Raw genomic sequence first — 23,169 nt, 5'->3', positions numbered from 1 at the left:
CATCCTCCGAGATGGCGAGGTGGGGGATGTCAGGGGCAAGCGCCTGATCCATCTGCAGTGCCACTTCGGCCGGGACACGCTGTCGTGGGCGGCACGAGGAGCCCAGGTCACCGGGCTGGACTTCTCTCCGCCCGCGATCGAAGCGGCCTCACGACTCGCGACCGAACTGGGCATCGGCGCACGCTTCCTGACCGCAGACGTCTACGACTCGGTCTCGGCGGTCGGGGAAGAGACATTCGACATCGTCTACACCAGCTTCGGGGCGCTGAACTGGCTTTCTGACATCACGCGCTGGGCATCGGTGGTCACAACACTGCTCGCCCCCGCCGGGTTTCTGTACCTTGCGGAGTTCCACCCGTTCAGCTTCGCCCTCGACGGCGAGACCGGAAGCACGGTCACGCACCACTACTTCGACGAGGGACCGGAAGCCTCGGGAGGCCCCGGCACCTACGCCGACGAGGCGGCGACGACCGAGCACAACGCGACCGTCGAGTGGAGGCACAGGCTTTTGACGGTTGTCTCTGCGATCGCCGGATCCGGACTGCGGATCGAGTTCCTCCACGAGCACGACCACACCTTCTACCTCCAACGCCAGTCTCTTCAGCGCCACGACGGCGACATCTACCGGCCTCCTGAGGGCGCTCCGCGCATTCCACTCACCTACTCGATCCGCGCCGAGAAGGCCTGAGCCACTCGATCCGGCGCGGATCGGGGATGCGGGCCCGGGTTCGGACAGACGTGAGGCCCCTGGTAGGACAGGCCTCTCTCACAAGATCGTCCGCTGAACCAGAGGCCTTGCAGTGGTCACCTGTGCTGCCACGTTCGACGTCTTCCGCCACGTGGTCGAGTTCCTCGCCCGGATGCCGGCCGCCCATCGCCACCGGATCGGCACGCCGAAGGGTTCCCGCGCACTGGGGCCGTTCCGCCAGGCCGTGCTGGTGCTGCGCTGGTTCCGTGAGCGCGGCTGCGTGCACTGCCTGGCCCGCGACGCCGGGATCTCCCAGGCCACCGGCTACCGCTACCTACACGAGGCCATCGACGTCCTGGACGGCATGCTGATCGAGTGCAACCGCGTTGCCGACGTCCGCGACAACGGCAATGACATGTGGTTCGCCAGAAGAACAAGGCGTTCGGCGGGAATGTGCAGTTCCTGGCCGCCCCGGACGGTACCCCACTGTGGATCTTCGATGTTGAGCCGGGCTCCACCCCGGACATCACCGCCGCGCGGATCCATGTGCCCCCGCGCTGTACAAGGCCGCGGCAGCGGGCCTGCCCACGCTTCCAAAATTCGTATAGTTCGTGAATTCAACTCCTACTCAGGTGACAGGGCGTCACTCCTCAAGCTGCGCCTCGCGTGGGAACTGGTTGGCCAGGCGGCTCGCCTGTGCCAGCAGTGCGCCGTGGGTGGCCAGCGCTTCGGCGTCGTCCGGTAGCGATCCGGGCAGTTGCTCCCGCAGGGCGTTCAGGGCCCGGTCGAGTTTCCCGACGGCCTCCCGCAGTTCCTCCTCGGATCCGTCGCCGAAGCGAGTCCTGGCGTACAGATGGATCGCCTGCGCGGCGCGGTGCAGGAAGTCCGCGTACGGGCCGGCGACCCGCGGATCGGGCCGGGCCACGCCGCGCTTCCTCTCGGCGGCCTCCATGACGGTGCGGGTCACGCCCGCGGTGTGAACGGCCACATAGTCGAGGACGGCGACGGCGTCGTCGTACGCCTGGCCGGGCGAGGACCGGGAGCGCCAGCCGAGCGGGTTGACGCGCAGGCTCTCCCGGCTCCAGCCCAGGGAGGAGCGAGCCTGGTCGACCAGCCGGCTCAGGCGCAGCGCCCGTTCGTGCCACTCCTCGGCGTGATGGCCGCCCCACTCGTCCTCCCGGAGCCCTTGGGCGACGGCCGCCAGGATGTCGTGGGCCTCGCATGCCGCGTCCTCGAGGGCGGCCCGCGTGTTGCGCAGATACACCGGCGGGCGGATCAGCGCGTTGACCGCGATGCCCACCAGCGCGCCGAAGACGGCCTCGGCGATCCGGGCCCCCGAGCCGATGACGCTGACGTTCGAGTCGGTGAGGACGAACAGCGCTCCGGAGGCGGCGTAGACGCCCTGGCTGCCCAGGTGCCGCCAGCTGCCCAGCAGCACCGCCGCCGGCAGGACGAGGGCCATCGCGGCCATCGCGCTCCCCAGGGCCAGCACGCCCGCGGTGGCCGCCACCGTGCCGAACGCGATGGCCGCCAGTTGCTGCAGCCCGTGTGCCACCGACCGGTACACGGTCGACTCCACCAGGACGACCGCCACCCAGGGCGCCACGAACGCCATGGGCGCCCGCAGCCACCACCCCACCACTGCCCAGGCCAGCCACGCGGCCAGCGCCGCCTTCACCGCCTGCACTGCCAGGTCGCGCTCCCGGCCCGGGGCGGCGCAGGCCCGCCGGACCGCCTCCACGGCGGCGCCGTAGCGGCGTCGGCCCATGCGCACCATCGCTCGCATACGACCCCAGGTGCCACGCGGGCGGGGCCCTTCAACCGGCCGAAATGCGGACGATTCGGTTCAGGGGCTTCGGGTACTCAGGGCCTCGCGTGCGGTGTCGCGCGAGCGCGCGGTCGCCCATGGGCGTGCGTACGGCACGGAGCGGTGCCTCCGCTCCGCACGGCCTTCGCCGGCGCATACAGACGTCGATCCTTCCTTCCCCTGGGAGAGTCATGAGCGACAAGAACCCCATCAAAGCCGTGGCCGACAAGGCTGCTGCCGCCCTGAGCGAGGACGGGCCCCCGGAGGGCGTCCCGGGCCGCCCCGGAGCCGAGTCGCCGCCCCTGCACGAGCCCACCGATGTCCGGGGACCGCTCCCGCCCAAGCCCGACCAGTCCGCTCCCGAGACGGTGAGCCCCACCGGTATCCCGACCGGGGCCGACCCGACGACGCAGGGGCAGGGCGACTCCTATCTGACCACCGCCCAGGGCAACCGGCTCTACGACACCGATCACTCCCTCAAGGCCGGCGCCCGCGGGCCCGTGCTGCTCCAGGACCACCACCTGCGGGAGAAGATCACCCACTTCGACCACGAGCGCATCCCCGAGCGGGTCGTGCACGCGCGCGGCGCCGCCGCCCACGGCATCTTCCAGGGCTACGGCAGCGCGGCGAGCGTCACCAAGGCCGCCTTCCTGCAGAAGGACGTCGAGACGCCGGTGTTCGTGCGGTTCTCGACGGTGCTCGGCTCGCGCGGCTCGGCCGACACGGTCCGCGACACGCGGGGCTTCGCGACGAAGTTCTACACCAGCGAGGGCACGTTCGACCTGGTCGGCAACAACATCCCGGTGTTCTTCATCCAGGACGCGGTCAAGTTCCCCGACGTCATCCACGCCGGGAAGCCGCACCCCGACCGGGAGATCCCGCAGGCGCAGAGCGCGCACGACACGTTCTGGGACTTCGTCACCCTGCACACCGAGGCCACCCACCACACGCTGTGGAACATGTCCGACCGGGGCATCCCCAGGTCGTTCCGCATGATGGAGGGCTTCGGCGTGCACACGTTCCGGCTGGTGAACGCGGAGGGTGCGACCACGCTGGTGAAGTTCCACTGGAAGCCGAAGCTGGGCGTGCATTCCCTGGTGTGGGAGGAGGCCCAGATCGCGAGCGGCGTCGACCCGGACTTCCACCGGCGCGATCTCGCCGACGCCATCGAGGCGGGCGCGTACCCGCAGTGGGAGCTGTGCATCCAGACGTTCCCGGACACTCCCGAGCAGACGTTCGAGGGCATCGACCTGCTCGACCCGACGAACATTGTTCCCGAGGAGCTGGCGCCGGTGCAGCCGATCGGGCTGCTGACGCTGAACGCCAATCCGACCAACTTCTTCGCGGAGACCGAGCAGGTGGCCTTCCACCCCGGCCATCTCGTGCCCGGTATCGACATCACCGACGACCCGCTGCTGGCCGGGCGGCTGTTCTCGTACCTGGACACGCAGATCACCCGCCTGGGCGGGCCGAACTTCGCGCAGATCCCGGTCAACCGCCCGCACGCGCCGATCAACGACATGCTGCGCGACGGCATGCACCAGACGGCCGTGCACAGCGGGGCGGCGCCCTACCGGCCGAACTCGCTGGACGGCGGCTGCCCGTTCCTGGCGGGTGCGGACACCCACGCCTACATCGAGGCGCCGGTGACGGTGCCCGATGCGCAGAAGGTCCGTGAGGCGCCGGTGTCGTTCGCGGACCACTTCAGCCAGCCCCGGCGGTTCTGGCGGAGCATGAGCCCGGTGGAGCGGGAGCACATCGTCGCCGCGTACACCTTCGAGCTGGGCAAGTGCTACGAGCAGTCCATCAAGGAGCGGGGGCTGCGCGTGCTGGCCAACATCGACCCCGAGCTGTGCGAGCCCGTGGCCGCCGGTCTGGGGCTGCCGGCGCCCGAGCCGACGGTGCCGATCGAGGCCGTCGAGCCGTCCCCGGCGCTGTCCCAGGTCGGCCGCAGTTGGCCGCTGGACGGCCGGGTCGTCGGGATCGTCGCCGACGGGGCGGGCGACCTCGGCGGGGTGCGCGGGGTGCGCGAGGCCGTGCTGGCGGCCGGGATGGTGCCGCTGGTGATCGCGCCGTCCGGCGGCAAGCTCGACTCGGAGGGCGAGCCGATCACCGTGCAGCGGACGTTCGCCACGGCCCGCTCGATCGAGTTCGACGCCCTGTTGCTGGCGGGCGTGCCGGGGCCGGGCGGCGATGCCTACGGCTCCCGGGATGCCAAGGCGGGCAACGGCGAGCCGAACGGCGCCCGGCCCACGGACCCGCGGGTGCTACTGATGCTGGGCGAGGCTTTCCGGCACGGCAAGGCGATCGGCGGCTGGGCGGGGGCGCAGTCCGCGCTGGAGGCCGCGGGCGTGCCCGCCGACGCGCCCGGCGTGGTGACCGGTGAGACCGGCACCGGGGTGCTGGAGGAGGTCACGGGGCTGCTGAAGAGCCACCGCGTGTGGGAGCGGTTCGACGCACGCGTGTGAACGGGCGGGAGGCTCGGTGATCCACTGGGGGATCTTCAACCTCGCCCCGCATGCCTGGGCCGAGCCCGGCGAGTGGGCGATGGGCGCCGCCGAGCAGGCGGGGCAGGCGGCGGCGTTCCCCGTCCCGGTGAGCCCTTCGAGCCGGCCGAGAAGCTTCCGGTCGATCCCTGGTGGCGAGCGGTGTCCGCGCCGGTGCCGCACGCGTGGCGCCGTCCGACGGGAGCGGTGACGGCACCGCACGGCCGCGGTGACCTCGGCCTGGCGGGCGAGGGGTGACGGTCGAGGTCCGGTCGCGGCTCACCTGCTGACAGGCACGGTGACGACCGGTGATGTTTCCACGGGGCCGGGGCGGGGGCGGCACAGGCGCTCGGCAAGCCTCGCGGCCGTCCCGGCATGCGAGGAAACCGACAGACGGAGGGGGTCGGGGAGCTCTGAACTCCCCGACCCCCTCCGTCTCTTCGTGACCGCTTCTGACCAGGTCCGATCATTCGGTGTGTCATTCGATACGGAGCGTCCGGCGGGCTTATCGGTCTGTCGTACGAGGTCTCATACCAGAGCGGGACGCTTGCCGTAGGACTTTGTCAACTGCCCACCGCACATGATGCGTTGGCGACTACTGTGAGTGTCCGTCGGGCGACGCAGGGCCGGTTTCGTCGGCTCTCTCGACCGGCGCCGCGATGCCGCATGCCCGAGTCACGCAGACCGGGCCCACTCAAGGCCCCGACCGACGGACCAGTACGAGGACACCGATGTCACACCTCCGCGCACCGGCCGCACGCGCAGACCGCCGCGAGGGCGGACGGCATGGACGGCCGGTCGCCCGTACCGTCCCCTCGCTGCCCGAGGCCCACATACGGCCCCAACTGCTGCGCCTGGCCGTACTGCCCCCCGTCGCGGTCGCCCTCAGCGCCTGCGCCGCCGTCCTGTTCACCGTCCGCTCCACCGGCGTCCGCAGCAGCCTCACCCTGTGGGGCGTACTCGCCGGAGCGGTCTGTGTGACGCTCGCCGGCATCGTGATCGCCGCCGTCGCCGCCGGCCGGACCGCCCGGTCCGTGCACGAACGCGTCGGCGCCCTGCGCCGCAGCAGCGCCCGCCGCGAGGCCGATCTGCGGGCGCTCGTCGAGGCGTTGCGCCGCGGCGAGGTCCCGCCCCAGCGCAAGCCGCGCGGCGGACCCCCCGAGGACGCCGACGACTTCGAACTGCTCGCCGCCGACCTGGCCCGCGCGCACGACGGCGCGGTCACCGCCGTCGTGCAGGCCGCCCAGCTCTCCAGCCAGGCCGGCAGCGAACAGAAGCTGGAGGTCTTCGTCAACCTCGCGCGACGGCTGCAGTCGCTGGTGCACCGCGAGATCGCGATCCTCGACGAGCTGGAGAACGAGATCGAGGACCCCGACCTGCTCAAGGGCCTCTTCCACGTCGACCACCTCGCCACCCGCATCCGCCGCCACGCCGAGAACCTCGCCGTGCTCGGCGGCGCCGTCTCCCGCCGGCAGTGGAGCAACCCGGTCTCCATGACCGAGGTGCTGCGGTCGGCGATCGCCGAGGTCGAGCAGTACTCACGGGTGAAACTCGTGCCGCCGATCGACGGCACCCTGCGCGGCCACGCGGTCGCCGACGTGATCCACCTGCTGGCCGAACTCGTGGAGAACGCCACCGTGTTCTCCGCCCCGCACACCCAGGTGCTGCTGCGCGCCAACCTCGTCACCTCGGGGCTCGCCGTCGAGGTCGAGGACCGCGGCCTCGGTATGCCGGTCGCCGAGCAGAACAAGATGAACGCCCTGCTCACCGACCCCGACCAGGTCAACGTCGCGCGACTGCTGGCGGACGGCCGCATCGGGCTGTTCGTCGTCTCGCAGCTCGCCCGACGGCACGGCATCACCGTCCGGCTGCAGAGCAACATCTACGGCGGGGTACAGGCCGTACTCGTCGTGCCGCAGGCCCTGCTGGGCACCCCGCCGGGCGCCCTCGGCGCCATACCCCCCGTTCAGGACGGCGCTGTCGAGGGGCGGCAGCCGCGGGAGGCCACGAACGCGGCCCGAGCAGCCCCCGTACCGCCGCCCCACCCGCAGCGTCCGCACGCCCGAACCGACACGGCCGCCCCCACCGGGCAACCCGTCACCGGGCACTCGCGGCCGCAGGACACCGCACCGGACACCGGCAGCCGACCGACGCCCCTGCCGGTGCGCGGAGCGGAGGAGCGGCCCAACCCCGCGGAAGCGGTGCCCGGCATCAGGCCCGACGAGCGTGCGGTCGTCGCCGAGCACACGGCGACGCCGCCCACGCCCCGAGGTGGCGCGGTCCGCGGCACCATGGGCAAGCCCCAACTGCCCCGTCGCCGCGCCCAGGAACACATCGCACCCCAACTGCGCGGCGGACCGGCCCCACGGCAGGACGCCGAGGACGTCGTCGGCCACGACCCCGGCCTGATGGCGGCCTTCCAACGCGGTATCAGCCTCGCCGAGGCTCAGCAGAACCCGGAGTCCGCCCCCACGGCCGCCGCCCACCCGGAGCCCCCGCCGACACGGCCCGCACACCGGCAGTCGGCCGTGGTGCCGGAGTCCCGCCACACAGACCTGACCACCACGACCACACCCCTCTCCATGGACGTACGCCCCACAGACGTACGGCACATAGAGGGACCGCATACGGACGTACCACCGCACATGGAGCCGGCTCATATAGCCGAACCGCGGCCCGCACCTGCCCCGCGCAACAGCGCGACCGTGCCCGGCCCCGACCGCCCCGACGGGAGCGCACCAGTCGGATGACCACCGCTGCCACTCCCGTCACCACCCCCACCGCAACCACCCCCGGCGCACCTTCGGGCGCGCCCGCAGACCTTCGTATCCCAAGGAGTCGATCCACCATGGCGACCGATGCCCCCACCGGCCATGTATCCGATCTCGACTGGCTGATGAGCGGCCTCGTCCAGCGCGTACCGCACACCAGCAGCGCCGTGCTCCTCTCCTGCGACGGGCTCGTGAAGTCGGTGCACGGCCTCGACCCCGACAGCGCCGACCACATGGCCGCCCTGGCCTCCGGTCTCTACTCACTCGGCCGCAGCGCCGGCGTCCGCTTCGGCGACGGCGGTGACGTCCGGCAGGTCGTCGTCGAACTCGACTCCACCCTGCTGTTCGTCACCACCGCCGGCTCCGGCACCTGCCTCGCTGTGCTCGCCGGCCGCGAAGCCGATGCCGCCGTACTCGGCTACGAGATGGCGATGCTGGTCAAGAGCGTCCGCCCCTACCTGGTGACCGCGCCCCGGCAGCACGCCGTCGAACCCACGGCGATGAGGCCTTGAGCGTGGCCACGGCCGGCGACGGGCCCTGGCTCGACGACGCGGCCGGACGGCTGGTGCGCCCGTTCACGGTCAGCAACGGCCGCACCCGCCCCAGCGTCGCGCTCGACCTCATCTCCCAGGTGATGGCCACCGGAGCCACCCCGCTCGGCTACCTCGGTCCCGAACACGCACAGGCCCTCGACCTGTGCCGCGCCCCCGTCTCGGTCGCCGAGGTCGCCGCCCACCTCAAGCTGCCGGCGGCGGTCACCAAGGTGCTGCTGTCCGACCTCGTCGACTGCGGCGCCCTCACCACAAAGCCCCCCGAGTTCCACCACAACCCCACGGACCGGGCCCTTCTGGAGGCAGTGCTCGATGGACTACGACGACAGCTCTGACTACGACTACGACGAAGGCGCCGATCCCTTCCCCACCGCGCTCAAGATCCTGGTGGCGGGCGGGTTCGGGGTCGGCAAGACGACCTTCGTCGGAGCCGTCAGCGAGATCGCGCCGCTCAGCACGGAGGAGCTGCTCACCACGGTCAGTGCCGCCACCGACAACCTCGACGGCATCGAGAACAAGGTCGAGACGACGGTGGCCATGGACTTCGGCCGCATCACCCTCGACCCGCAACACGTGCTGTACCTGTTCGGTACGCCGGGACAGGAGCGGTTCTGGTTCATGTGGGACGAGCTGTGCGAGGGCGCGCTCGGCGCGGTGATCCTCGCCGACACCCGGCGCCTGGAGGAGTGCTTCGCGGCCGTCGACTTCTTCGAGGAGCGCGGCCTGGGCTTCATCGTCGCCATCAACGAGTTCGACGGGGCCCACCGCTACGACCCCGAGGAGGTGCGCGCCGCCATCGACCTCGACCCGGACATCCCGGTCGTCCGCTGCGACGCCCGGATCTCCGCCTCCGGCGTGCAGACCCTGCTCACCCTCGTACGCCACCTCATCGCCCACGCACCCGCCACGCCGGCGCCGAGCCACGGCGCCCACATGTGACACCCCAACCCTTCCCACCGGAGCCGCACATGACGTACGCGCACAGCGACGGAACCCGGCCATGAGCTACGACCCGCCGCGCCCGGCCGGTCGTCTGCTGCTCACCCCCGAGGACAAGGAGGCCCCCGCCCGGACCCGGCGACTGCGCGGACTGGGCCTGGGAGAGCGCCCCGAGCCCGCCCTCGACGCCTTCGCGGACCACGTGGCGGCGCTCACCGGCTCGCCCTACGCCATGGTCAACTTCCTCGACGAGAACGGCCAGTTCTTCGCCGGCCTGCACGCGCCCGCCGTGGGACTCGTCGTGAAGGAGGACGGGACCCGGCCCGAGATCGGCCGCTCCATGCCCCGCGACCACGGTTTCTGTCCCCATGTGGTGGCCCGGCGCAAGGCCCTGGCACTCGAGGACGTGCGCGACTATCCGCGGTTCGCGGGCAACCCCGTGGTCGACGAGTACGGCATCCACTCCTACCTCGGAGCACCGCTCATCGACACCACGGGCATGGTGCTCGGCACCGTGTGCGTCGCCGACGTCGCACCGCGGCCCTGGGGAATGACCGGTCTGGAGGCCATCAAGGCGTCGGCGGCAGAGCTCGTGGCGAGCCTCGAGGCCGGCGGGCTCCCGCTGCTGTGACGGCGGACCGAGCCCGGCAAACCAGCCGACCGGTCTAGTACCGCCGTACCCTTGACCCATGGGACGCACCAGTGACGCCAAGCAGAAGATTCTCGCTGCTGCGCGCTCGTTGATCGAGGGGCGCGGTTACTCGGCGCTGGGCGTGGCCGAGATCTGCAAGGCGGCCGGGGTGCCGAAGGGCAGCTTCTACTACTTCTTCGAGTCCAAGGAGTCCCTCGCGCTCGCCGTCGTCGACGAGCACTGGGCGGCCCAGAAACGCGACTGGGCGCGCGTCCTGGGCACACGCGCCGAGCCCCTGGAGCGGCTGCGGCAGCTGTTCGAGGAGACGGAGGCCGGCCAGCGCGCCGTCCAGCAGGGCTGCGGCACCGTGTCGGGCTGCCTGTTCGGGAACCTCACCCTGGAGCTGAGCAACCAGACCGAGACCGTCCGCGGGCGGCTGCAGGAGATCTTCGACGCCCAGGTCGACATGGTCGAGTCGGTCGTCGCCGAGGCGCGCGAGCGCGGTGATGTCACCGTCGCCGACACGCGGGAGGCGGCGCGGGCGGTGGTGGCCCAGCTGGAGGGCCAGGTGATGTTCGCCAAGCTGTACAACAGCACCCAGCGGCTGAGCCCCCTCTGGCAGAACTGCCGGGCCCTGCTCGGCGCCACCGGGCGCTAGTAGCCGCGCCAGACGTTGTCGAACGCGGCGTCCTCGATCGCCTTCCGCTGTCGTACGGCCTCCAGCTCCATCACCGCGTCTCCGACGGCGGCCAACACCGTCGTGACCGCGTCACCGGCGAGGGCCTCCGCGTCCTCGGCCGGTTCGTCGCGGAGCCCGGCGGCGGCAGCCAGGGCGGCCAGGACGGGTTCGCCCGCCGACCAGCGGGCCTCGGCCTGGCGACGGGCCGCCGAGTCGACCAGTACCGTCCGCCCGGTCCGCAGCGGAAGCCGGTGGCCCCGAGGCCGGGCCGTCAGCCCCATCCGCTCGAAGTCGTCGGCGTAGGCGGAGAAGAGCCCCCGGCCCCGGCGCCACAGCCAGTCCTCGACCGACTCGTACGGCTCCTGTCGTACGAGTGCCGCGGCAGCCTCGTCCAACAGGCGGTCCCCTGTGGGCGCCAGGGCGCTCGGCAGGATGCGGTCGCCGTCCAGGACGAGGGCCTTGGCCTCGATGAGGTCGAACACCTCGGCTCCCGCCAGCGCGAGCGACAGATCACCCTGCTCCACTGGGCGGCCGGGCGCCGCGTCCAGGGCGACGATCGCGAGGTCCCGTGCGGTGGTCATGAGCGGCTCCACGTCAGTTCGCCGAGTGCGGGGAGAGAGCGTCGGGTCCGGCGCCCTCGGTCGATTCTCGCCGCCTTTCGGGAGCTGTGTGTCGTACTACGACCATGTGGTGCGGGAATCCGATCCGCAGCACGGCCGCGGCCGCGGCTGCGGCGAGCACCACGAGGGCGGCCAGGAGGAGGGCCGGACGGTAGCCGTGGTGGAGCAGCGGGGCGACGAGCAGCGGGCCGAGGATCTGGCCGACGGAGTATCCGGCGGTGAGCAGAGCGACCGAGCGGGGGAAGCGCAGATGGGCTCCCACGGCCAGGGCGAGGGTGCTGACGCCCAGGAACGTGGCACCGAACAGCACCGCGGAGACGAGGGCCGCCGTCGTACCGCCGATCAGCGCGGGCACGGCGATGCCGACCGCCTGGACCAGGAGCGCGGCCGACAGCAGACCGGGGCGGGACCAGCGGTGCCCCAGCCGGGCCCACAGCGCCGAGGACGGTACGGCGGCCAGCCCCACGAGCACCCGGGCGCCGCTGCCGGCCCAGCCGGGAGAACCCTGACCGATCGCTGCCACCAGGAAGGTTCCGGCGACGATGTAGCCGACGCCTTCAGGGTGTAGCTGACGAACAGCGCACCGAACCAGCGGTGGGTACGGGGCTTCGCGTCGTTCCTGGCTGCCGGGGCGACGGGCGGATCTTCCGGCCGCAGGTTCCAGGAGGCGCCGACCAGCACCGCCGCGAGCGCGGCCGCCGCCCACCAGGCGGTCCGCCAGTCGGCGACGGACCGCAGGACCAGGACCAGCAGACCGGACAGTGCGATGCCGGCGCCCACGCCGCCGAACGCCCAGCCGGGCAGGTGCGGCGGGTGCTCCCGCAGGTGGTGGAGGAGGGAGGCGACCGCAACGACGAAGACCAGGGCACTCGCCACCCCGGCCAGCAGCCGCAGCGAAGCCCACCCGACGGTGCTGTGGGTGGCGGGCATCGCGGCGAGCGTGCCGGTCAGCAGGAGCAGCGAGCTGCGCAGGACGGCGCGCGAACGGACCAGGGCGGGGGCCAGGATGCCCGCGAGTGCCTCGACGAGATAGCCGACGTAGTTGGCGGTGGCCAGGTCGGCTCCGGCGGCGGCCGACAGACCGGCCTGGGTGTGCATCAGCGGCAGGATCGGGGTGTAGACGAAGCGGCCGATGCCCATGCCCGCCGCGAGCGCCGCGGCGGACCGGGCGACATGGTTCCAGGGGGACGTGGTGCTCACTTCGTACCGTCGGCGTTGCCCGGGTCGTTGGGGTGGGACTCGAGCGGGGTGACGGTGAAGGTCATCCACGGGCGCAGGGGCAAGGTGCCGAGCACCTTCTCGTGGAGCTCCTCCTCGTCGGCGGCCCGCCACACGCCGATGCTGCGCAACTCACCCACAGGACGCCACAGTCGGGCCAGGTTGCCGGTGGCGGCCAGTTCCTTCGCGCGGACCGCCTCGGCGGCCCGTCGCCGGTCGACCTCGTCCTGGCCGGTGCCCTCGGGGACGGTGGTGGTGATCTCGACCAGGAACTCTCGCATGATCTGCCTCCGGTCGTGCTCGTCGGGTGTGCTCCCATCGTGGGCCCGTCACCAGCATCGATGCCACGACCGGCTTCCTCGCTGCTGAGAGGCGCAGACTCCCAGCGCGCGTAGCATGACGGGCGTGGAGCTGCGCCAGTTGCGGTACTTCGTCGCCGTCGCCGAGGAACTGAACTTCGGGCGGGCCGCCGAGCGGTTGCTCATCGCGGGACCCTCGCTCTCCCAGCAGATCAAGTCGCTCGAACGCGACCTGGGTGTCCGCCTGTTCGACCGGGACCGCCGCTCTGTCTCCCTCACCCCGGCCGGCGCCGCCCTGCTCCCGCACACCCGCGCCCTGCTGGAGCAGGCCGACGCCCTGCGGCGCCGGGCCGGCCGACTGGCGGGCTCGGAGTCGGTACGGCTCGGCTACGTCAACTGGCTTCCCCCGGACCTGACGTCACGTACGGCCGCCGTGGCCAAGGTGCACATCGACGCCTGGGTCGCACCCTCCCACACCCAGGCCGCCCGGGTCGCCGACGGCAGCCTGGACCTCGCCGTCTGCTGGGTGCGGACCGAGGACCTGAAGCGGCTCGGGCTGCGGGGCCGGCTGATCGGCGCCGACCGGCTCTACGCCGTCGCGAAGGGCGCCGACACGAGCGAGGTACCGGCCCGGGACACCGACGTCCTCATCGACGACGACATCACCGCCTGGGCCTCCTGGAACGTGTACGCCGAAGAGCTCACGCAGGTCATCGGGGCCCGCACGGTGCGTATCTCCGACGGCGCCATCACCGGCCCCGCCTACTTCGACCACGTCCGCCGCTGCACCCGCCCGGTCGTCAACTCGCCCAAGGGACAGACCAATCCCATCCCGCCCGACCTGGTCCGACGCGAGATCGTCGAGCCGAAGATCTACTGGACCTGGTCCCTGGTCTGGCGCGAGAAGGAGGACCGCCCCGGGGTGCTCGACACCGTGGACGCCCTGTGCGACGGCGTCGGCGACCTCGGGATCCACGCCCCGGATGCCTGGCTGCCTGCGGACGACCCCCACGCGCTCCCGCGCTGAGCTGCACTGGGAGCCTCAGCCTCCCAGTCATGAGGAAACAGGTCCTGGGAAAAGCCCCTCTGACCTTTGACGTTGCCCGTCACCCGACCTACATTCCGAATAGTCGACCGGTCGGCTAGTGGCCGGTCACTCACTCACTCGGAGAAGGTCACCTTGAGCACGCAGAACCAGAAGGTCGCGGTCATCACCGGCGCGTCGCAGGGCATCGGCGCCGCCCTCGTCGAGGGCTACCGCAAGCTCGGTCACGCCGTCGTCGCCACCTCGCGCACCATCGCCCCCGTCGACGACGCCGACATCGTCACCGTCCAGGGCGACATCGCCGACCCGGCCACCGCCGAGCGCGTCGTCGCGGCCGCCGTCGAGCGGTTCGGCCGTATCGACACCGTGGTCAACAACGCGGGCATCTTCATCGCCAAGCCGTTCACCGACTACACGGCCGAGGACTACGCCGCCGTGACCGGCATCAACCTGTCCGGCGTCTTCCACATCACCCAGCAGGCGATCCCGCACCTCCTCGCCCAGGGCGGCGGCCACATCGTCAACGTCACCACGAGCCTGGTCGACAGCCCGGACTCCAGGGTCCCCTCCGTCCTGGCCTCGCTGACCAAGGGCGGCCTGCAGTCCGCCACCAAGTCCCTCGCCATCGAGTACGCCACCCGCGGCATCCGCGTGAACGCCGTGTCGCCCGGCACCATCAAGACCCCGATGCACCCGGAGGAGACCCACGACGTCCTCGCGGCCCTGCACCCGGTCGGCCGGATGGGCGAAGTGAGCGACATCGTCGACGCGGTGCTCTTCCTGGAGACGGCTCCGTTCGTCACCGGCGAGATCCTGCACGTCGACGGCGGTATGAGTGCCGGGCACTGAGCGGTCGCCGGATCACCGAGGAAGGATGACGTCATGAACAGCACGACGGAAGACACCACGGTCCTGAGTGACGTCCTCGACCGTTGGAAAGCGGCCGTCGACGCCCATGAACCGAAGCAGGTCGCCGCCGTCTTCACCGACGACGCGATCTTCCAGGGGCTGCAGCCCTACAGTGTCGGCCGGTCCGGTGTCGCCGAGTACTACGCCTCCCAGCCGCTCGGGATGAGGGCCGCCTACCACATCCTGGAGACACGGCGGCCCGCCGACGACCTCGTCCTCGGCTACCTGGACGTCGAGTTCTCGTTCACCGACCGGCCCGCGCTGGACGTCAAGCTCTCGGTCCTCGTGACCCGCGTAGGGGACGATTGGTACATCAGCCACTACCAGGTCTCCCGCCTCGACCAGGCCTGTCCTCCCGAGCGGCCCCGGGCGCACTCCTACGGAAAGGTCTGACAGGTTCCGCCGCTGGATCCCGAGCCGGCCGCCTGTTCCGCAGCCGGGCAGAGGGCGTGAAGCAGAGCTGAGGCGCCGCTTAAGAAATCCTCGATGGACCGGGGACGGCGTCGTACGGCAGATTGCTACGCGATTCCACCCTCTCCCCGGCCGCGGGCTCCTTCGGCATGTCCGTGGCCCGGGATCTCACCCACAGGAGCCGTAGCGTTGAAGGCGCTGGTCAAGGAGAAGGCGGAGCCCGGGCTGTGGCTCGCGGACGTCCCGGAACCCGCCGTCGGACCCGGCGACGTACTGATCAAGGTGCTGCGCACCGGCATCTGCGGCACCGACCTGCACATCCGGTCCTGGGACGGCTGGGCGCAGCAGGTGATCCGCACGCCGCTCGTGGTCGGGCACGAGTTCGTCGGCGAGGTCGTGGAGACCGGCCGGGACGTCACGGACATCGCCGTCGGCGACCGGGTCAGCGGCGAGGGCCATCTGGTGTGCGGAAAGTGCCGCAACTGCCTGGCCGGCCGGCGGCACCTGTGCCGGGCCACGGTCGGGCTCGGTGTCGGCCGGGACGGGGCTTTCGCCGAGTACGTCGCCCTGCCCGCCGCCAATGTGTGGGTGCACCGGGTTCCGGTGGACCTCGATGTCGCGGCGATCTTCGACCCGTTCGGGAACGCCGTGCACACCGCACTGTCCTTCCCCTTGGTCGGGGAGGATGTGCTGATCACCGGCGCCGGGCCGATCGGCCTGATGGCTGCGGCTGTGGCACGGCACGCGGGTGCCCGGAACGTCGTGATCACCGACGTCAGCGAGGAGCGGCTGGACCTGGCGCGGAAGATCGGTGTGAGCCTGGCGCTCAATGTCTCCGGCTCCTCGATCGCCGACGGACAACGGGAGTTGGGCCTGCGCGAGGGCTTCGACATCGGTCTGGAGATGTCCGGCCGCCCCGAGGCCCTGCGCGACATGATCGCCAACATGACGCACGGCGGGCGGATCGCCATGCTGGGCCTGCCGGCTCAGGAGTTTCCCGTCGACTGGGCCCGGATCGTCACCTCGATGATCACCATCAAGGGCATCTACGGCCGGGAGATGTTCGAGACCTGGTACGCGATGTCCGTGCTCCTGGAGGGCGGCCTCGATCTCGCCCCCGTGATCACCGGCCGCTACGGCCACCGCGACTTCGAGGCGGCGTTCGCCGACGCGGCGAGCGGCCGCGGCGGCAAGGTCATCCTCGACTGGACTGCGTAAGTCACCCGTATTTCAAGGAGTTCCCCGATGTTCGACTCCGTGCGCGACGACCTGCGCGCCACCCTCGACGAGATCCGCGCCGCCGGACTGCACAAACCCGAACGCGTCATCGACACCCCGCAGTCGGCCACCGTGCACGTCTCCGCCGGCGGCCGCCCCGGCGAGGTCCTCAACTTCTGCGCCAACAACTACCTCGGCCTCGCCGACCACCCCGAGGTGATCGCCGCCGCCCACGAGGCGCTCGACCGCTGGGGCTATGGCATGGCCTCCGTGCGCTTCATCTGCGGTACGCAGGAGGTGCACAAGGAGCTGGAGGCGCGGCTGTCGGCCTTCCTCGGCCAGGAGGACACGATCCTCTACTCCTCCTGCTTCGACGCCAACGGCGGCGTCTTCGAGACGCTGCTCGGCCCCGAGGACGCGGTGATCTCCGACGCCCTCAACCACGCCTCGATCATCGACGGTATCCGGCTGTCCAAGGCCCGCCGCTTCCGCTACGCCAACCGCGATCTGGAGGACCTGGAGCGCCAGCTGAAGGAGGCGTCCGACGCGCGGCGGCGCCTGATCGTCACCGACGGCGTCTTCTCCATGGACGGCTACGTGGCGCCGCTGCGGGAGATCTGCGACCTCGCCGACCGCTACGACGCCATGGTCATGGTCGACGACTCGCACGCCGTCGGCTTCGTCGGCCCCGGCGGCCGGGGCACCCCCGAACTGCACGGCGTGATGGACCGCGTCGACATCATCACCGGCACCCTCGGCAAGGCCCTCGGCGGCGCCTCCGGCGGTTACGTCGCCGCCCGCGCCGAGATCGTCGCCCTGCTGCGCCAGCGCTCCCGGCCGTACCTGTTCTCCAACACGCTCGCGCCGGTGATCGCCGCCGCCTCCCTGAAGGTGCTCGACCTGCTGGAGGCGGCGGGCGACCTGCGCGAGCGGCTCGCCGAGAACACCGCTCTGTTCCGCCGCCGGATGACCGAGGAGGGCTTCGACGTCCTCCCGGGCGACCACGCCATCGCACCTGTGATGATCGGCGACGCGGCCGAGGCGGGCCGGATGGCGGAGCTGCTGCTGGAGCGGGGCGTGTACGTGATCGGCTTCTCGTACCCGGTCGTACCGCAGGGCCAGGCGCGTATCCGCGTCCAGCTGTCCGCGGCGCACTCCACCGACGACGTCAACCGCGCGGTCGACGCGTTCGTCGCGGCGCGGGCGGAGCTGGACGCCTGAGCGGGACGAAAGGGTTATTCGGCGCCATAGTGCGTCTGAGAGAATCGATCCCATGATCGAAGCGCGGCGGCTGCACATCCTCCGAGCGGTGGCCGACCACCGCACGGTGACGGCGGCTGCCGCCGCGCTGTACCTGACGCCTTCCGCCGTGTCCCAGCAGCTGACAGCACTGGAGCAGGAGACGGGCCACCGCCTCGTCGAGCGGAGCGCGAAGGGCGTACGACTGACCCCGGCCGGCGAGATCCTGCTCGGCCACACCAACGCCGTCCTCGCCCAACTGGAGCGCGCGGAGGCCGAGCTGGCCGCCTACAGCTCGGGCGCGGCCGGCACGGTCACGGTCGCTTCGTTCGCGACCGGCATCGCCCTGGTGGTCGCGCCCGCCGTGGCCCACCTGGCGGGCACCGCCCCCGGCATCCGGATCCGGGTCCGGGACGCCGAGGGGGACGCCAGCCTGCCGATGGTGCTGGACCGGCAGGTGGATGTCGCGGTCGCCGTCGAGTACCGCGGGGCCCCGCCTGCCGACGATCCCCGCCTGGCCCACGTCCCGCTGTACGCGGAGCCCTTCGACGCGGTCGTACCGGTCAGTCACCGGCTGGCGGACGCCGCGGAGGTGCCGCTCGCGGAGCTCGCCAAGGACCCGTGGATCGGCCCGTACCCCGGAAACCCCTGCCACGACGTGGTGGTCCTGGCCTGCGAGAGCGCCGGCTTCCAGCCCTGTCTGGAGCACTCCTCGGACGACTTCCGGGCGGTGGTGGCGCTCGCCTCCGCCGGCGCGGGCGTCGCTCTCGTACCGCGTTCGGCGCTGCGGGGCATGGACCTCACCGGTGTCGTCGTCCGCCCCGTGGACGGCGACGCACCGACCCGCCGGGTCTTCGCGGCGGTACGGCGCGGCGCGGAGGAGCATCCGCTGATCCGGCCGGTGCTGGAGGCGCTGGAGGCGGCGGCAGAGGATTAGGCGATCTTTACGCCGTGCGTTTCATATCTGGGATAAAGTCCCGGATATGAAACGAACGACTGCTGTCGAGGCCGAGGCCGAAGTCGGGGACGGAGCCGGTTCCGGCAGCCCGGACGACGTCGATGTCCGGCTCGGCTCCCGGCTTGCCGAGCTGAGGGCCGAACGCGGCTGGTCCCTGGGGGAGTTGGCCGAGCGCAGCGGAGTGAGCCGGTCGACCCTGTCCCGCGCCGAGCGGGCGGAGATCAGCCCCACCGCCGCGGTGCTGAACCGACTCTGCGCCGTGTACGGGCGGACCATGTCCCAGTTGCTCAGCGAGGTCGAGTCGGAGCCCGCCCTGCTGGTGCGGGCGGCCGACCAGCAGGTGTGGCAGGACCGGGCCTCCGGATTCGTACGACGCTCCGTGTCGCCACCGCACGCCGGACTGCGTGGCGAACTTGTCGAGGGACGGCTCACCGCGGGCGCCGACATCGCGTACGACCGGCCGCCCGTGCCCGGCCTCGAGCAGCACATCTGGGTGCTGGAGGGAGCTCTCGCCATGACAGTGCAGGACGTCGAGCATCGCCTGGAGGCCGGTGACTGCCTGCGGCTTCGCGTATGGGGGCCGACGCGGTTCCGGTGCGCCGGCCGGGAGGACGTGCGGTATCTGCTGGCGGTGGTGCGGCCGTGATCGTGGCTCGCCTGGACTACCACCAAGTTCTCGCGTCTGCCGGGGAATTGGCGGACCTCCTGATCGACACCGTGGCAGGCGGTGCGTCGGTCGGCTTCCTTGCACTGATGGACGACGCCGATGCCGCCGCCTGGTGGAAGGAGCGCGCAGCCGCCGTGGCCGCCGGGCAGCTCGCGGTGTGGGTGGCGCGCGACGGGAACCGGGTGGTCGGCACGGTCAGCCTGTCCTTTCCCGACAAGCCGAACAGCCGCCATCGCGCCGAGCTCGTGAAGCTGATGGTGCACCGCGACGCCCGCGGTCAGGGTCTGGGCCGCCGGCTCCTGACCACCGCCGAGGAGGCCGCCGCCGCGGCCGGTGTCACCCTGCTGCACCTGGACACCGAGACCGACAGCCCCGCCGAGAACCTCTACCGCGGCGCGGGCTGGACCCGGGTCGGCGTCATCCCCGACTACGCGGCGAGCCCCGCCGGAGAGCTGCGGCCGACGAGCCTCTACTACAAGCACGTGGGAGCCGGCGCTCTCCCCAGGTGACTGTCAGTGGGAGCCGCTACGGTGCGTTCCATGCCGGATGCCGAAGACGTACGCCGTATCGCCCTGTCCCTGCCGGACACGACGGAGAAGATCGCCTGGAGCATGCCCACGTTCCGGGTCGCGGGGAAGATGTTCGCCACGCTGCCGGAGGACGAGACCTCCATCGCCGTGCGCTGCCCCAAGGAGGAGCGCGACGAACTGGTCCTGGCCGAGCCGGAGAAGTTCTGGATCGCCGACCATGAGGCGCAGTTCGCCTGGGTGCGGGCGCGGCTGGCGGCGCTGGAGGGCGAGGGCGAGCTGCGGGACATCCTCGCCGACTCCTGGCGCCAGGCGGCACCGCCCCGACTGCTCGACGCCTACCCCGAGTTGGGGTTGCCCGCCGCCGGCTGAAAATGCGCGGAGAAGGAGCGACGGGCTTGTATGGCGGAGAACGGGTGACTCACTTGGCTCCCGCCACGAACCCCGCGATCCGCTCCCGCAGTGACCGGGCGTCGAGGCCGTGCGCGGCGACGTGCTCCTCGACGGTGCCGTAGCGGCGCAGCTCCCGGCGGCCCACTCCCAGGCCCAGGACACGGTGCGGCACGTCGGAGAGGGCGTCGTTCACGGTGGCCGTCGAGGTGCCCGCCAGGTAGGGCTCGACGAGGACGACGTCCGTCCCCGCCGACTCCGTGGCCCGGCGCAGGGCGGCCGTGTCGAGAGGCCGGACGGTCGTCGCGTAGAGCACGGTGACATCGAGGCCCTCCGTGGCGTCGAGCACGGCGTCGAGCGTCGGCCCGACGGCGACGACCACCCCCGCACGCCCCTCGCGGACCGTGCGGAGACGCGCGCCGTCGACCGGGAGGCCGTGCGCGTTCGACTGCACCGACAGCCGGACGTAGACCTTGTCGTCGCCGGCGGCGACCGCGTGGCGCAGGAGCGTCTCGGCCTCGTCCGGGTGGCCGGGCACGTGCACGGTCCAGTCGTCGACGGTGTCGAGCAGCGCCACGTCGCCGGGAGCCATGTGGGTGTACCCGCCCGCCGGCCAGTCGAAGGACGCCGCGGCACTCACCAGCACAGCCCCCACCCCTTGGTGACCGAGGTCCAGCTTGACCTGCTCAAACGGCCGCTCGACCAGAAAGCTGGCGAAGGTGTGCACGACCGGCCGCAGCCCGGTCAGCGCCAGCCCCGCGCCCGTCCCGATGAGCAGCTGCTCGCGGATGCCGACGTTGATCACCCGGTCGGGGTGCCGGCTCCGGGCGGCGGTGAAACCGTCCACGCCGATCTCGGCCAGGACGACCGCGACTCGGGGATCCTCGTCGAGCAACCGGGAGATGACAGGGGCGAAACGGTCACGCATGGTGTCCATGACAGTCGGCTCCTTCGCTGAGGCCGTAATTGGGAGTGAACTGGTTCTGCAGGCCCGGCCGATCGCCGCGTCACGCGGACTTCGGCTCCACCCGGGCCACGACCACGTGCGGGCGGCCCGGGTGCGGCGCGGTGAAGGCGGCGTACAGTGCCGCGTGATCGCGGCCGTCGACGGTCACCGTGGACCAGCCCGCCGCCTCGAAGCGAGCGGCGATGCCGCCGGGCCGGGCGTGGCTGGCGGAGGCGTTGTCCACGACGACGGTGTGCAGCCGGTCCAGTCCGGCGGGCCCGGCGAAGGCGATCGCCTCGTGGTTGCTGCCCTCGTCCAGCTCGGCGTCCCCGATCAGCACCCACACCTGCGGTTCGACCCTGCCCTGGGCACGCAGCCCCAGCGCCGTGCCGACGGCGATCGGCAGCCCATGCCCCAGCGAGCCGCTGCCGATCTCGGCGCCCGGCACCAGCATCCGGTCGGGGTGGTGTCCGAGCGGGGAGTCGTAGGAGCCGAAGCCCGGCAACCAATCCACCGGGACGAAACCCTTGGCGGCCAGGACCGCGTAGTACGCCATCGGCCCGTGCCCCTTGGACAGCAGGAACCGGTCCCGCCCGGGGTCCTCCAGCCGCCCCGGCTCGACCCGCAGCACCCGGTCGTAGAGCACCCACAGCACGTCCAGCGTGGACGTCGCCGCAGGTCCGTGCTTCTCGTCGCCGGTCATGAGGGCCATCAGGCGGGGCAGGTCGGTGTAGCCGTACGTATGCGTGCCTTCGTCGATGATCGTCATGTGGACGATCGTGCAACCTCAACCAAGCTTCAGGTCAAGCGTCACTCGTCGGCGAGCTGCCCCGTTCGTCGGCCACGCATAATCGGGTGCGCGACCACCGACCCGAGTGCGGTATTGTTTCCATGCACGTTCGGCCGGGGGAAAGCCCAGGTCAGACGGCATCGGGACGTGGCGCAGCTTGGTAGCGCACTTGACTGGGGGTCAAGGGGTCGCAGGTTCAAATCCTGTCGTCCCGACGGTGTTCACCAGCGGGTTTGCCGGAAACGGCAGGCCCGCTGGTTGCGTTCGTGTGACACGTGGTGGCGGCGTATGGCACTACTGGACTCGTCGTCATCCGCCACCATCGAGGTCGGCACGTCGGCGGAGGATCCGTAGCTCGTGGCCGAGGAGCTGCATCTCGTACAGCTTCCCGCGCGCGTTGTCGAAGGGGCGGTGGAGGATCATCATCAGTCGGCCGTCGAAGGTGTGGAACAGCATGCCGTGACCGCTGTCGTTGCGGACCAACGGCCGGTGCTGCTGCCAAGGCCCGGCAAGGTTGCCGGACTTCGAGACGGCGTAGGTCTGCACATAGCCGCCGCCGATGGTGCCGTCCTGGCCCGTCATGTTCTTTTCGTACGTGGACCACAGCATGATCAGAGAGCCGTCAGGGGTGCGGTACAGCTGCGGGCCGTCGGTGACATAGGGCGGGAGCTGATGCGGTACGCCGCTGGGGATCTGCTCGCCGAGCCAGAACGCGTCCGACGCCTTGAACAGGAAGACCGGGTCTCCGACGGTTCCCGACAGGTCCGGGGCGAGTCGGATCGCCTCCATCGTTCCGTCGATGGTCTGCAGCCACTCGTGTGCGTACACCATCCAGGGCTGCCCGGACGGGTCGACGTGGAGCGTGCCGTCGAGGGTCATGAGGTGTTCGGGCGGGGTGGGGCGTGACGGGTCGATGACGGTGAAGGGCCCCAGCAGCGAGTCGGCAACGGCGATGATCGTGCCGCGCATGTGGTTCGCGAGCTGGAAGGGGGTGCCCCATTGGCCGGGTGGTGGTACCGGAAGCGGCTTGCTCTGGCTGTGCAGGGTGGTGAACAGGTAGTACCTGCCGCCCCATTCGTGCACCTCCGGTGCCCAACCGCCGTCGGTCGCCCAGATTCCCTTCTGTCCGGCGGTCAGGAACACCACCACAGGGCGCATCCAGTCGCGCAGGTCGTGGCTGCGGTAGACCATCGTGCCGGTGCCGTCCACGCCCGATACCGACGGGTCGTTGGATGTGTAGAGGTGGTAGGTGCGGGTCTTCTCGTCGGCGGCGATGAACGGATCGTGCAGCGGCATGTCGGGAAGCCGCATCAGCTCGGTGTCAGCCACGGGCGAAGAATACGTTGGCCTTCCTGGCGAGGCAGCGGGGCAAGCGGAACG

General features: G+C 71.3%; 23 protein-coding genes, 1 tRNA gene and 2 pseudogenes. 19 read left to right on the top strand and 7 right to left on the bottom strand.

The genetic code is table 11. The features are described from left to right. Positions 1-19 precede the first annotated feature (19 nt). Positions 20-688: a class I SAM-dependent methyltransferase gene (locus ACFVJQ_RS39635; RefSeq protein WP_385790648.1), complete on the top strand. Its 669-nt coding sequence runs from the start codon at positions 20-22 to the stop codon at positions 686-688. Positions 689-1,331: 643 nt separating this feature from the next. Here the strand turns inward: ACFVJQ_RS39635 and ACFVJQ_RS39630 are convergent. After that, the gene (locus ACFVJQ_RS39630; protein WP_385790646.1) at positions 1,332-2,456 is read right to left on the bottom strand and encodes an aromatic acid exporter family protein; all 1,125 of its coding nucleotides are present in this window, start codon (positions 2,454-2,456) and stop codon (positions 1,332-1,334) included. A 230-nt stretch (positions 2,457-2,686) separates the two neighbouring features. Between ACFVJQ_RS39630 and ACFVJQ_RS39625 the strand changes: the two genes are divergently transcribed. The 8 genes and pseudogenes from ACFVJQ_RS39625 to ACFVJQ_RS39590 all read left to right on the top strand — a co-directional run bounded on the left by ACFVJQ_RS39625 (position 2,687) and on the right by ACFVJQ_RS39590 (position 10,531). Continuing rightward, the gene (locus tag ACFVJQ_RS39625) at positions 2,687-4,963 is read left to right on the top strand and encodes a catalase (protein WP_385790644.1); all 2,277 of its coding nucleotides are present in this window, start codon (positions 2,687-2,689) and stop codon (positions 4,961-4,963) included. Positions 4,964-4,982: 19 nt separating this feature from the next. Continuing rightward, a pseudogene (locus tag ACFVJQ_RS39620) lies at positions 4,983-5,239 on the top strand (MBL fold metallo-hydrolase); the annotation flags it as partial. Between the two features lie 473 nt (positions 5,240-5,712). Further along, positions 5,713-7,731 carry an ATP-binding protein gene (locus ACFVJQ_RS39615; protein ID WP_385516679.1) on the top strand — a complete coding sequence of 673 codons (2,019 nt, stop codon included), beginning with the start codon at positions 5,713-5,715 and terminating at the stop codon, positions 7,729-7,731. Between the two features lie 98 nt (positions 7,732-7,829). Further along, positions 7,830-8,264, top strand: a complete 435-nt coding sequence (locus ACFVJQ_RS39610) for a roadblock/LC7 domain-containing protein (RefSeq protein ID WP_129803880.1) — start codon at positions 7,830-7,832, stop codon at positions 8,262-8,264. 2 nt (positions 8,265-8,266) lie between these two features. Next, entirely contained in the window at positions 8,267-8,638 is a 372-nt protein-coding gene (locus ACFVJQ_RS39605; RefSeq protein WP_224733793.1) for a DUF742 domain-containing protein, read from the top strand. After that, positions 8,616-9,242, top strand: a complete 627-nt coding sequence (locus tag ACFVJQ_RS39600; RefSeq protein WP_385516680.1) for an ATP/GTP-binding protein — start codon at positions 8,616-8,618, stop codon at positions 9,240-9,242. The genes ACFVJQ_RS39605 and ACFVJQ_RS39600 overlap by 23 nt, the downstream gene beginning before the upstream one ends. 61 nt (positions 9,243-9,303) lie before the next feature. Continuing rightward, the gene (locus tag ACFVJQ_RS39595) at positions 9,304-9,873 is read left to right on the top strand and encodes a GAF domain-containing protein (protein WP_385516681.1); all 570 of its coding nucleotides are present in this window, start codon (positions 9,304-9,306) and stop codon (positions 9,871-9,873) included. 58 nt (positions 9,874-9,931) lie between these two features. Further along, positions 9,932-10,531 carry a TetR/AcrR family transcriptional regulator gene (locus ACFVJQ_RS39590; RefSeq protein WP_385516682.1) on the top strand — a complete coding sequence of 200 codons (600 nt, stop codon included), beginning with the start codon at positions 9,932-9,934 and terminating at the stop codon, positions 10,529-10,531. Here ACFVJQ_RS39590 and ACFVJQ_RS39585 read toward each other — a convergent pair. The 3 genes and pseudogenes from ACFVJQ_RS39585 to ACFVJQ_RS39575 all read right to left on the bottom strand — a co-directional run bounded on the left by ACFVJQ_RS39585 (position 10,528) and on the right by ACFVJQ_RS39575 (position 12,671). Then, positions 10,528-11,133 (bottom strand): GPP34 family phosphoprotein, encoded by a 606-nt coding sequence (locus ACFVJQ_RS39585; RefSeq protein ID WP_385516683.1) that lies wholly within the window; start codon positions 11,131-11,133, stop codon positions 10,528-10,530. The genes ACFVJQ_RS39590 and ACFVJQ_RS39585 overlap by 4 nt on opposite strands. A gap of 13 nt (positions 11,134-11,146) precedes the next feature. Then, a pseudogene (locus tag ACFVJQ_RS39580) lies at positions 11,147-12,270 on the bottom strand (YbfB/YjiJ family MFS transporter). A 98-nt stretch (positions 12,271-12,368) separates the two neighbouring features. Beyond that, positions 12,369-12,671, bottom strand: coding sequence for a muconolactone Delta-isomerase family protein (locus ACFVJQ_RS39575; protein ID WP_385516685.1), 303 nt, complete (start codon positions 12,669-12,671; stop codon positions 12,369-12,371). Positions 12,672-12,786: 115 nt separating this feature from the next. Between ACFVJQ_RS39575 and ACFVJQ_RS39570 the strand changes: the two genes are divergently transcribed. The 9 genes from ACFVJQ_RS39570 to ACFVJQ_RS39530 all read left to right on the top strand — a co-directional run bounded on the left by ACFVJQ_RS39570 (position 12,787) and on the right by ACFVJQ_RS39530 (position 20,035). Then, a complete protein-coding gene (locus ACFVJQ_RS39570; RefSeq protein WP_385790640.1) occupies positions 12,787-13,716 on the top strand; it encodes a LysR family transcriptional regulator in 930 nt (309 codons plus the stop codon). A 153-nt stretch (positions 13,717-13,869) separates the two neighbouring features. Continuing rightward, positions 13,870-14,583 (top strand): SDR family NAD(P)-dependent oxidoreductase, encoded by a 714-nt coding sequence (locus tag ACFVJQ_RS39565; RefSeq protein WP_385790638.1) that lies wholly within the window; start codon positions 13,870-13,872, stop codon positions 14,581-14,583. A 33-nt stretch (positions 14,584-14,616) separates the two neighbouring features. Then, the gene (locus ACFVJQ_RS39560; RefSeq protein WP_385790636.1) at positions 14,617-15,036 is read left to right on the top strand and encodes a YybH family protein; all 420 of its coding nucleotides are present in this window, start codon (positions 14,617-14,619) and stop codon (positions 15,034-15,036) included. A gap of 207 nt (positions 15,037-15,243) precedes the next feature. Continuing rightward, the gene (gene tdh / locus ACFVJQ_RS39555) at positions 15,244-16,272 is read left to right on the top strand and encodes an L-threonine 3-dehydrogenase (protein WP_385790634.1); all 1,029 of its coding nucleotides are present in this window, start codon (positions 15,244-15,246) and stop codon (positions 16,270-16,272) included. Between the two features lie 27 nt (positions 16,273-16,299). Continuing rightward, entirely contained in the window at positions 16,300-17,493 is a 1,194-nt protein-coding gene (locus tag ACFVJQ_RS39550) for a glycine C-acetyltransferase (RefSeq protein ID WP_385790632.1), read from the top strand. Between the two features lie 52 nt (positions 17,494-17,545). Beyond that, on the top strand, positions 17,546-18,448 hold the full coding sequence (locus ACFVJQ_RS39545; RefSeq protein WP_385790630.1) for a LysR family transcriptional regulator: 903 nt from the start codon (positions 17,546-17,548) through the stop codon (positions 18,446-18,448). 46 nt (positions 18,449-18,494) lie between these two features. Beyond that, positions 18,495-19,115 carry a helix-turn-helix domain-containing protein gene (locus ACFVJQ_RS39540; protein WP_385516697.1) on the top strand — a complete coding sequence of 207 codons (621 nt, stop codon included), beginning with the start codon at positions 18,495-18,497 and terminating at the stop codon, positions 19,113-19,115. Continuing rightward, on the top strand, positions 19,112-19,645 hold the full coding sequence (locus ACFVJQ_RS39535) for a GNAT family N-acetyltransferase (protein WP_385790628.1): 534 nt from the start codon (positions 19,112-19,114) through the stop codon (positions 19,643-19,645). The genes ACFVJQ_RS39540 and ACFVJQ_RS39535 overlap by 4 nt, the downstream gene beginning before the upstream one ends. 30 nt (positions 19,646-19,675) lie before the next feature. Next, a complete protein-coding gene (locus ACFVJQ_RS39530; RefSeq protein ID WP_385516701.1) occupies positions 19,676-20,035 on the top strand; it encodes an MmcQ/YjbR family DNA-binding protein in 360 nt (119 codons plus the stop codon). A gap of 49 nt (positions 20,036-20,084) precedes the next feature. On the opposite strand, the gene ACFVJQ_RS39525 is transcribed toward ACFVJQ_RS39530, so the two are convergent. Then, on the bottom strand, positions 20,085-20,990 hold the full coding sequence (locus ACFVJQ_RS39525) for a transketolase family protein (protein ID WP_385790626.1): 906 nt from the start codon (positions 20,988-20,990) through the stop codon (positions 20,085-20,087). 70 nt (positions 20,991-21,060) lie between these two features. After that, on the bottom strand, positions 21,061-21,768 hold the full coding sequence (locus tag ACFVJQ_RS39520) for a transketolase (protein ID WP_385790624.1): 708 nt from the start codon (positions 21,766-21,768) through the stop codon (positions 21,061-21,063). A gap of 162 nt (positions 21,769-21,930) precedes the next feature. Here ACFVJQ_RS39520 and ACFVJQ_RS39515 point away from each other — a divergent pair. Next, a tRNA-Pro gene (locus tag ACFVJQ_RS39515) sits at positions 21,931-22,004 on the top strand. A 94-nt stretch (positions 22,005-22,098) separates the two neighbouring features. Here ACFVJQ_RS39515 and ACFVJQ_RS39510 read toward each other — a convergent pair. Beyond that, complete coding sequence (locus tag ACFVJQ_RS39510) at positions 22,099-23,100, bottom strand: glycoside hydrolase family 43 protein (RefSeq protein WP_385516716.1); 1,002 nt, start codon at positions 23,098-23,100, stop codon at positions 22,099-22,101. Between the last annotated feature and the right edge of the window lie 69 nt (positions 23,101-23,169).

The sequence above is a fragment of the Streptomyces sp. NPDC127197 genome (assembly GCF_042672405.1).
Classification (GTDB): Bacteria; Actinomycetota; Actinomycetes; order Streptomycetales; family Streptomycetaceae; genus Streptomyces; species Streptomyces flavusporus.
Note: the sequence above shows the minus strand (reverse complement) of the source record. Positions and strands in the feature narration are given on the sequence as shown.

Excerpts from the sequence above, each read along its gene's own strand:
- ACFVJQ_RS39630 (WP_385790646.1), bottom strand. The coding sequence starts at position 2,456 with ATGGGCCGACGCCGCTACGGCGCCGCCGTGGAGGCGGTCCGGCGGGCC.
- ACFVJQ_RS39625 (WP_385790644.1), top strand. The coding sequence starts at position 2,687 with ATGAGCGACAAGAACCCCATCAAAGCCGTGGCCGACAAGGCTGCTGCC.
- ACFVJQ_RS39615 (WP_385516679.1), top strand. The coding sequence starts at position 5,713 with ATGTCACACCTCCGCGCACCGGCCGCACGCGCAGACCGCCGCGAGGGC.
- ACFVJQ_RS39610 (WP_129803880.1), top strand. The coding sequence starts at position 7,830 with ATGGCGACCGATGCCCCCACCGGCCATGTATCCGATCTCGACTGGCTG.
- ACFVJQ_RS39600 (WP_385516680.1), top strand. The coding sequence starts at position 8,616 with ATGGACTACGACGACAGCTCTGACTACGACTACGACGAAGGCGCCGAT.
- ACFVJQ_RS39595 (WP_385516681.1), top strand. The coding sequence starts at position 9,304 with ATGAGCTACGACCCGCCGCGCCCGGCCGGTCGTCTGCTGCTCACCCCC.
- ACFVJQ_RS39590 (WP_385516682.1), top strand. The coding sequence starts at position 9,932 with ATGGGACGCACCAGTGACGCCAAGCAGAAGATTCTCGCTGCTGCGCGC.
- ACFVJQ_RS39585 (WP_385516683.1), bottom strand. The coding sequence starts at position 11,133 with ATGACCACCGCACGGGACCTCGCGATCGTCGCCCTGGACGCGGCGCCC.
- ACFVJQ_RS39575 (WP_385516685.1), bottom strand. The coding sequence starts at position 12,671 with ATGCGAGAGTTCCTGGTCGAGATCACCACCACCGTCCCCGAGGGCACC.
- ACFVJQ_RS39570 (WP_385790640.1), top strand. The coding sequence starts at position 12,787 with ATGACGGGCGTGGAGCTGCGCCAGTTGCGGTACTTCGTCGCCGTCGCC.
- ACFVJQ_RS39560 (WP_385790636.1), top strand. The coding sequence starts at position 14,617 with ATGAACAGCACGACGGAAGACACCACGGTCCTGAGTGACGTCCTCGAC.
- ACFVJQ_RS39550 (WP_385790632.1), top strand. The coding sequence starts at position 16,300 with ATGTTCGACTCCGTGCGCGACGACCTGCGCGCCACCCTCGACGAGATC.
- ACFVJQ_RS39545 (WP_385790630.1), top strand. The coding sequence starts at position 17,546 with ATGATCGAAGCGCGGCGGCTGCACATCCTCCGAGCGGTGGCCGACCAC.
- ACFVJQ_RS39540 (WP_385516697.1), top strand. The coding sequence starts at position 18,495 with ATGAAACGAACGACTGCTGTCGAGGCCGAGGCCGAAGTCGGGGACGGA.
- ACFVJQ_RS39530 (WP_385516701.1), top strand. The coding sequence starts at position 19,676 with ATGCCGGATGCCGAAGACGTACGCCGTATCGCCCTGTCCCTGCCGGAC.
- ACFVJQ_RS39525 (WP_385790626.1), bottom strand. The coding sequence starts at position 20,990 with ATGGACACCATGCGTGACCGTTTCGCCCCTGTCATCTCCCGGTTGCTC.
- ACFVJQ_RS39520 (WP_385790624.1), bottom strand. The coding sequence starts at position 21,768 with ATGACGATCATCGACGAAGGCACGCATACGTACGGCTACACCGACCTG.
- ACFVJQ_RS39510 (WP_385516716.1), bottom strand. The coding sequence starts at position 23,100 with ATGCGGCTTCCCGACATGCCGCTGCACGATCCGTTCATCGCCGCCGAC.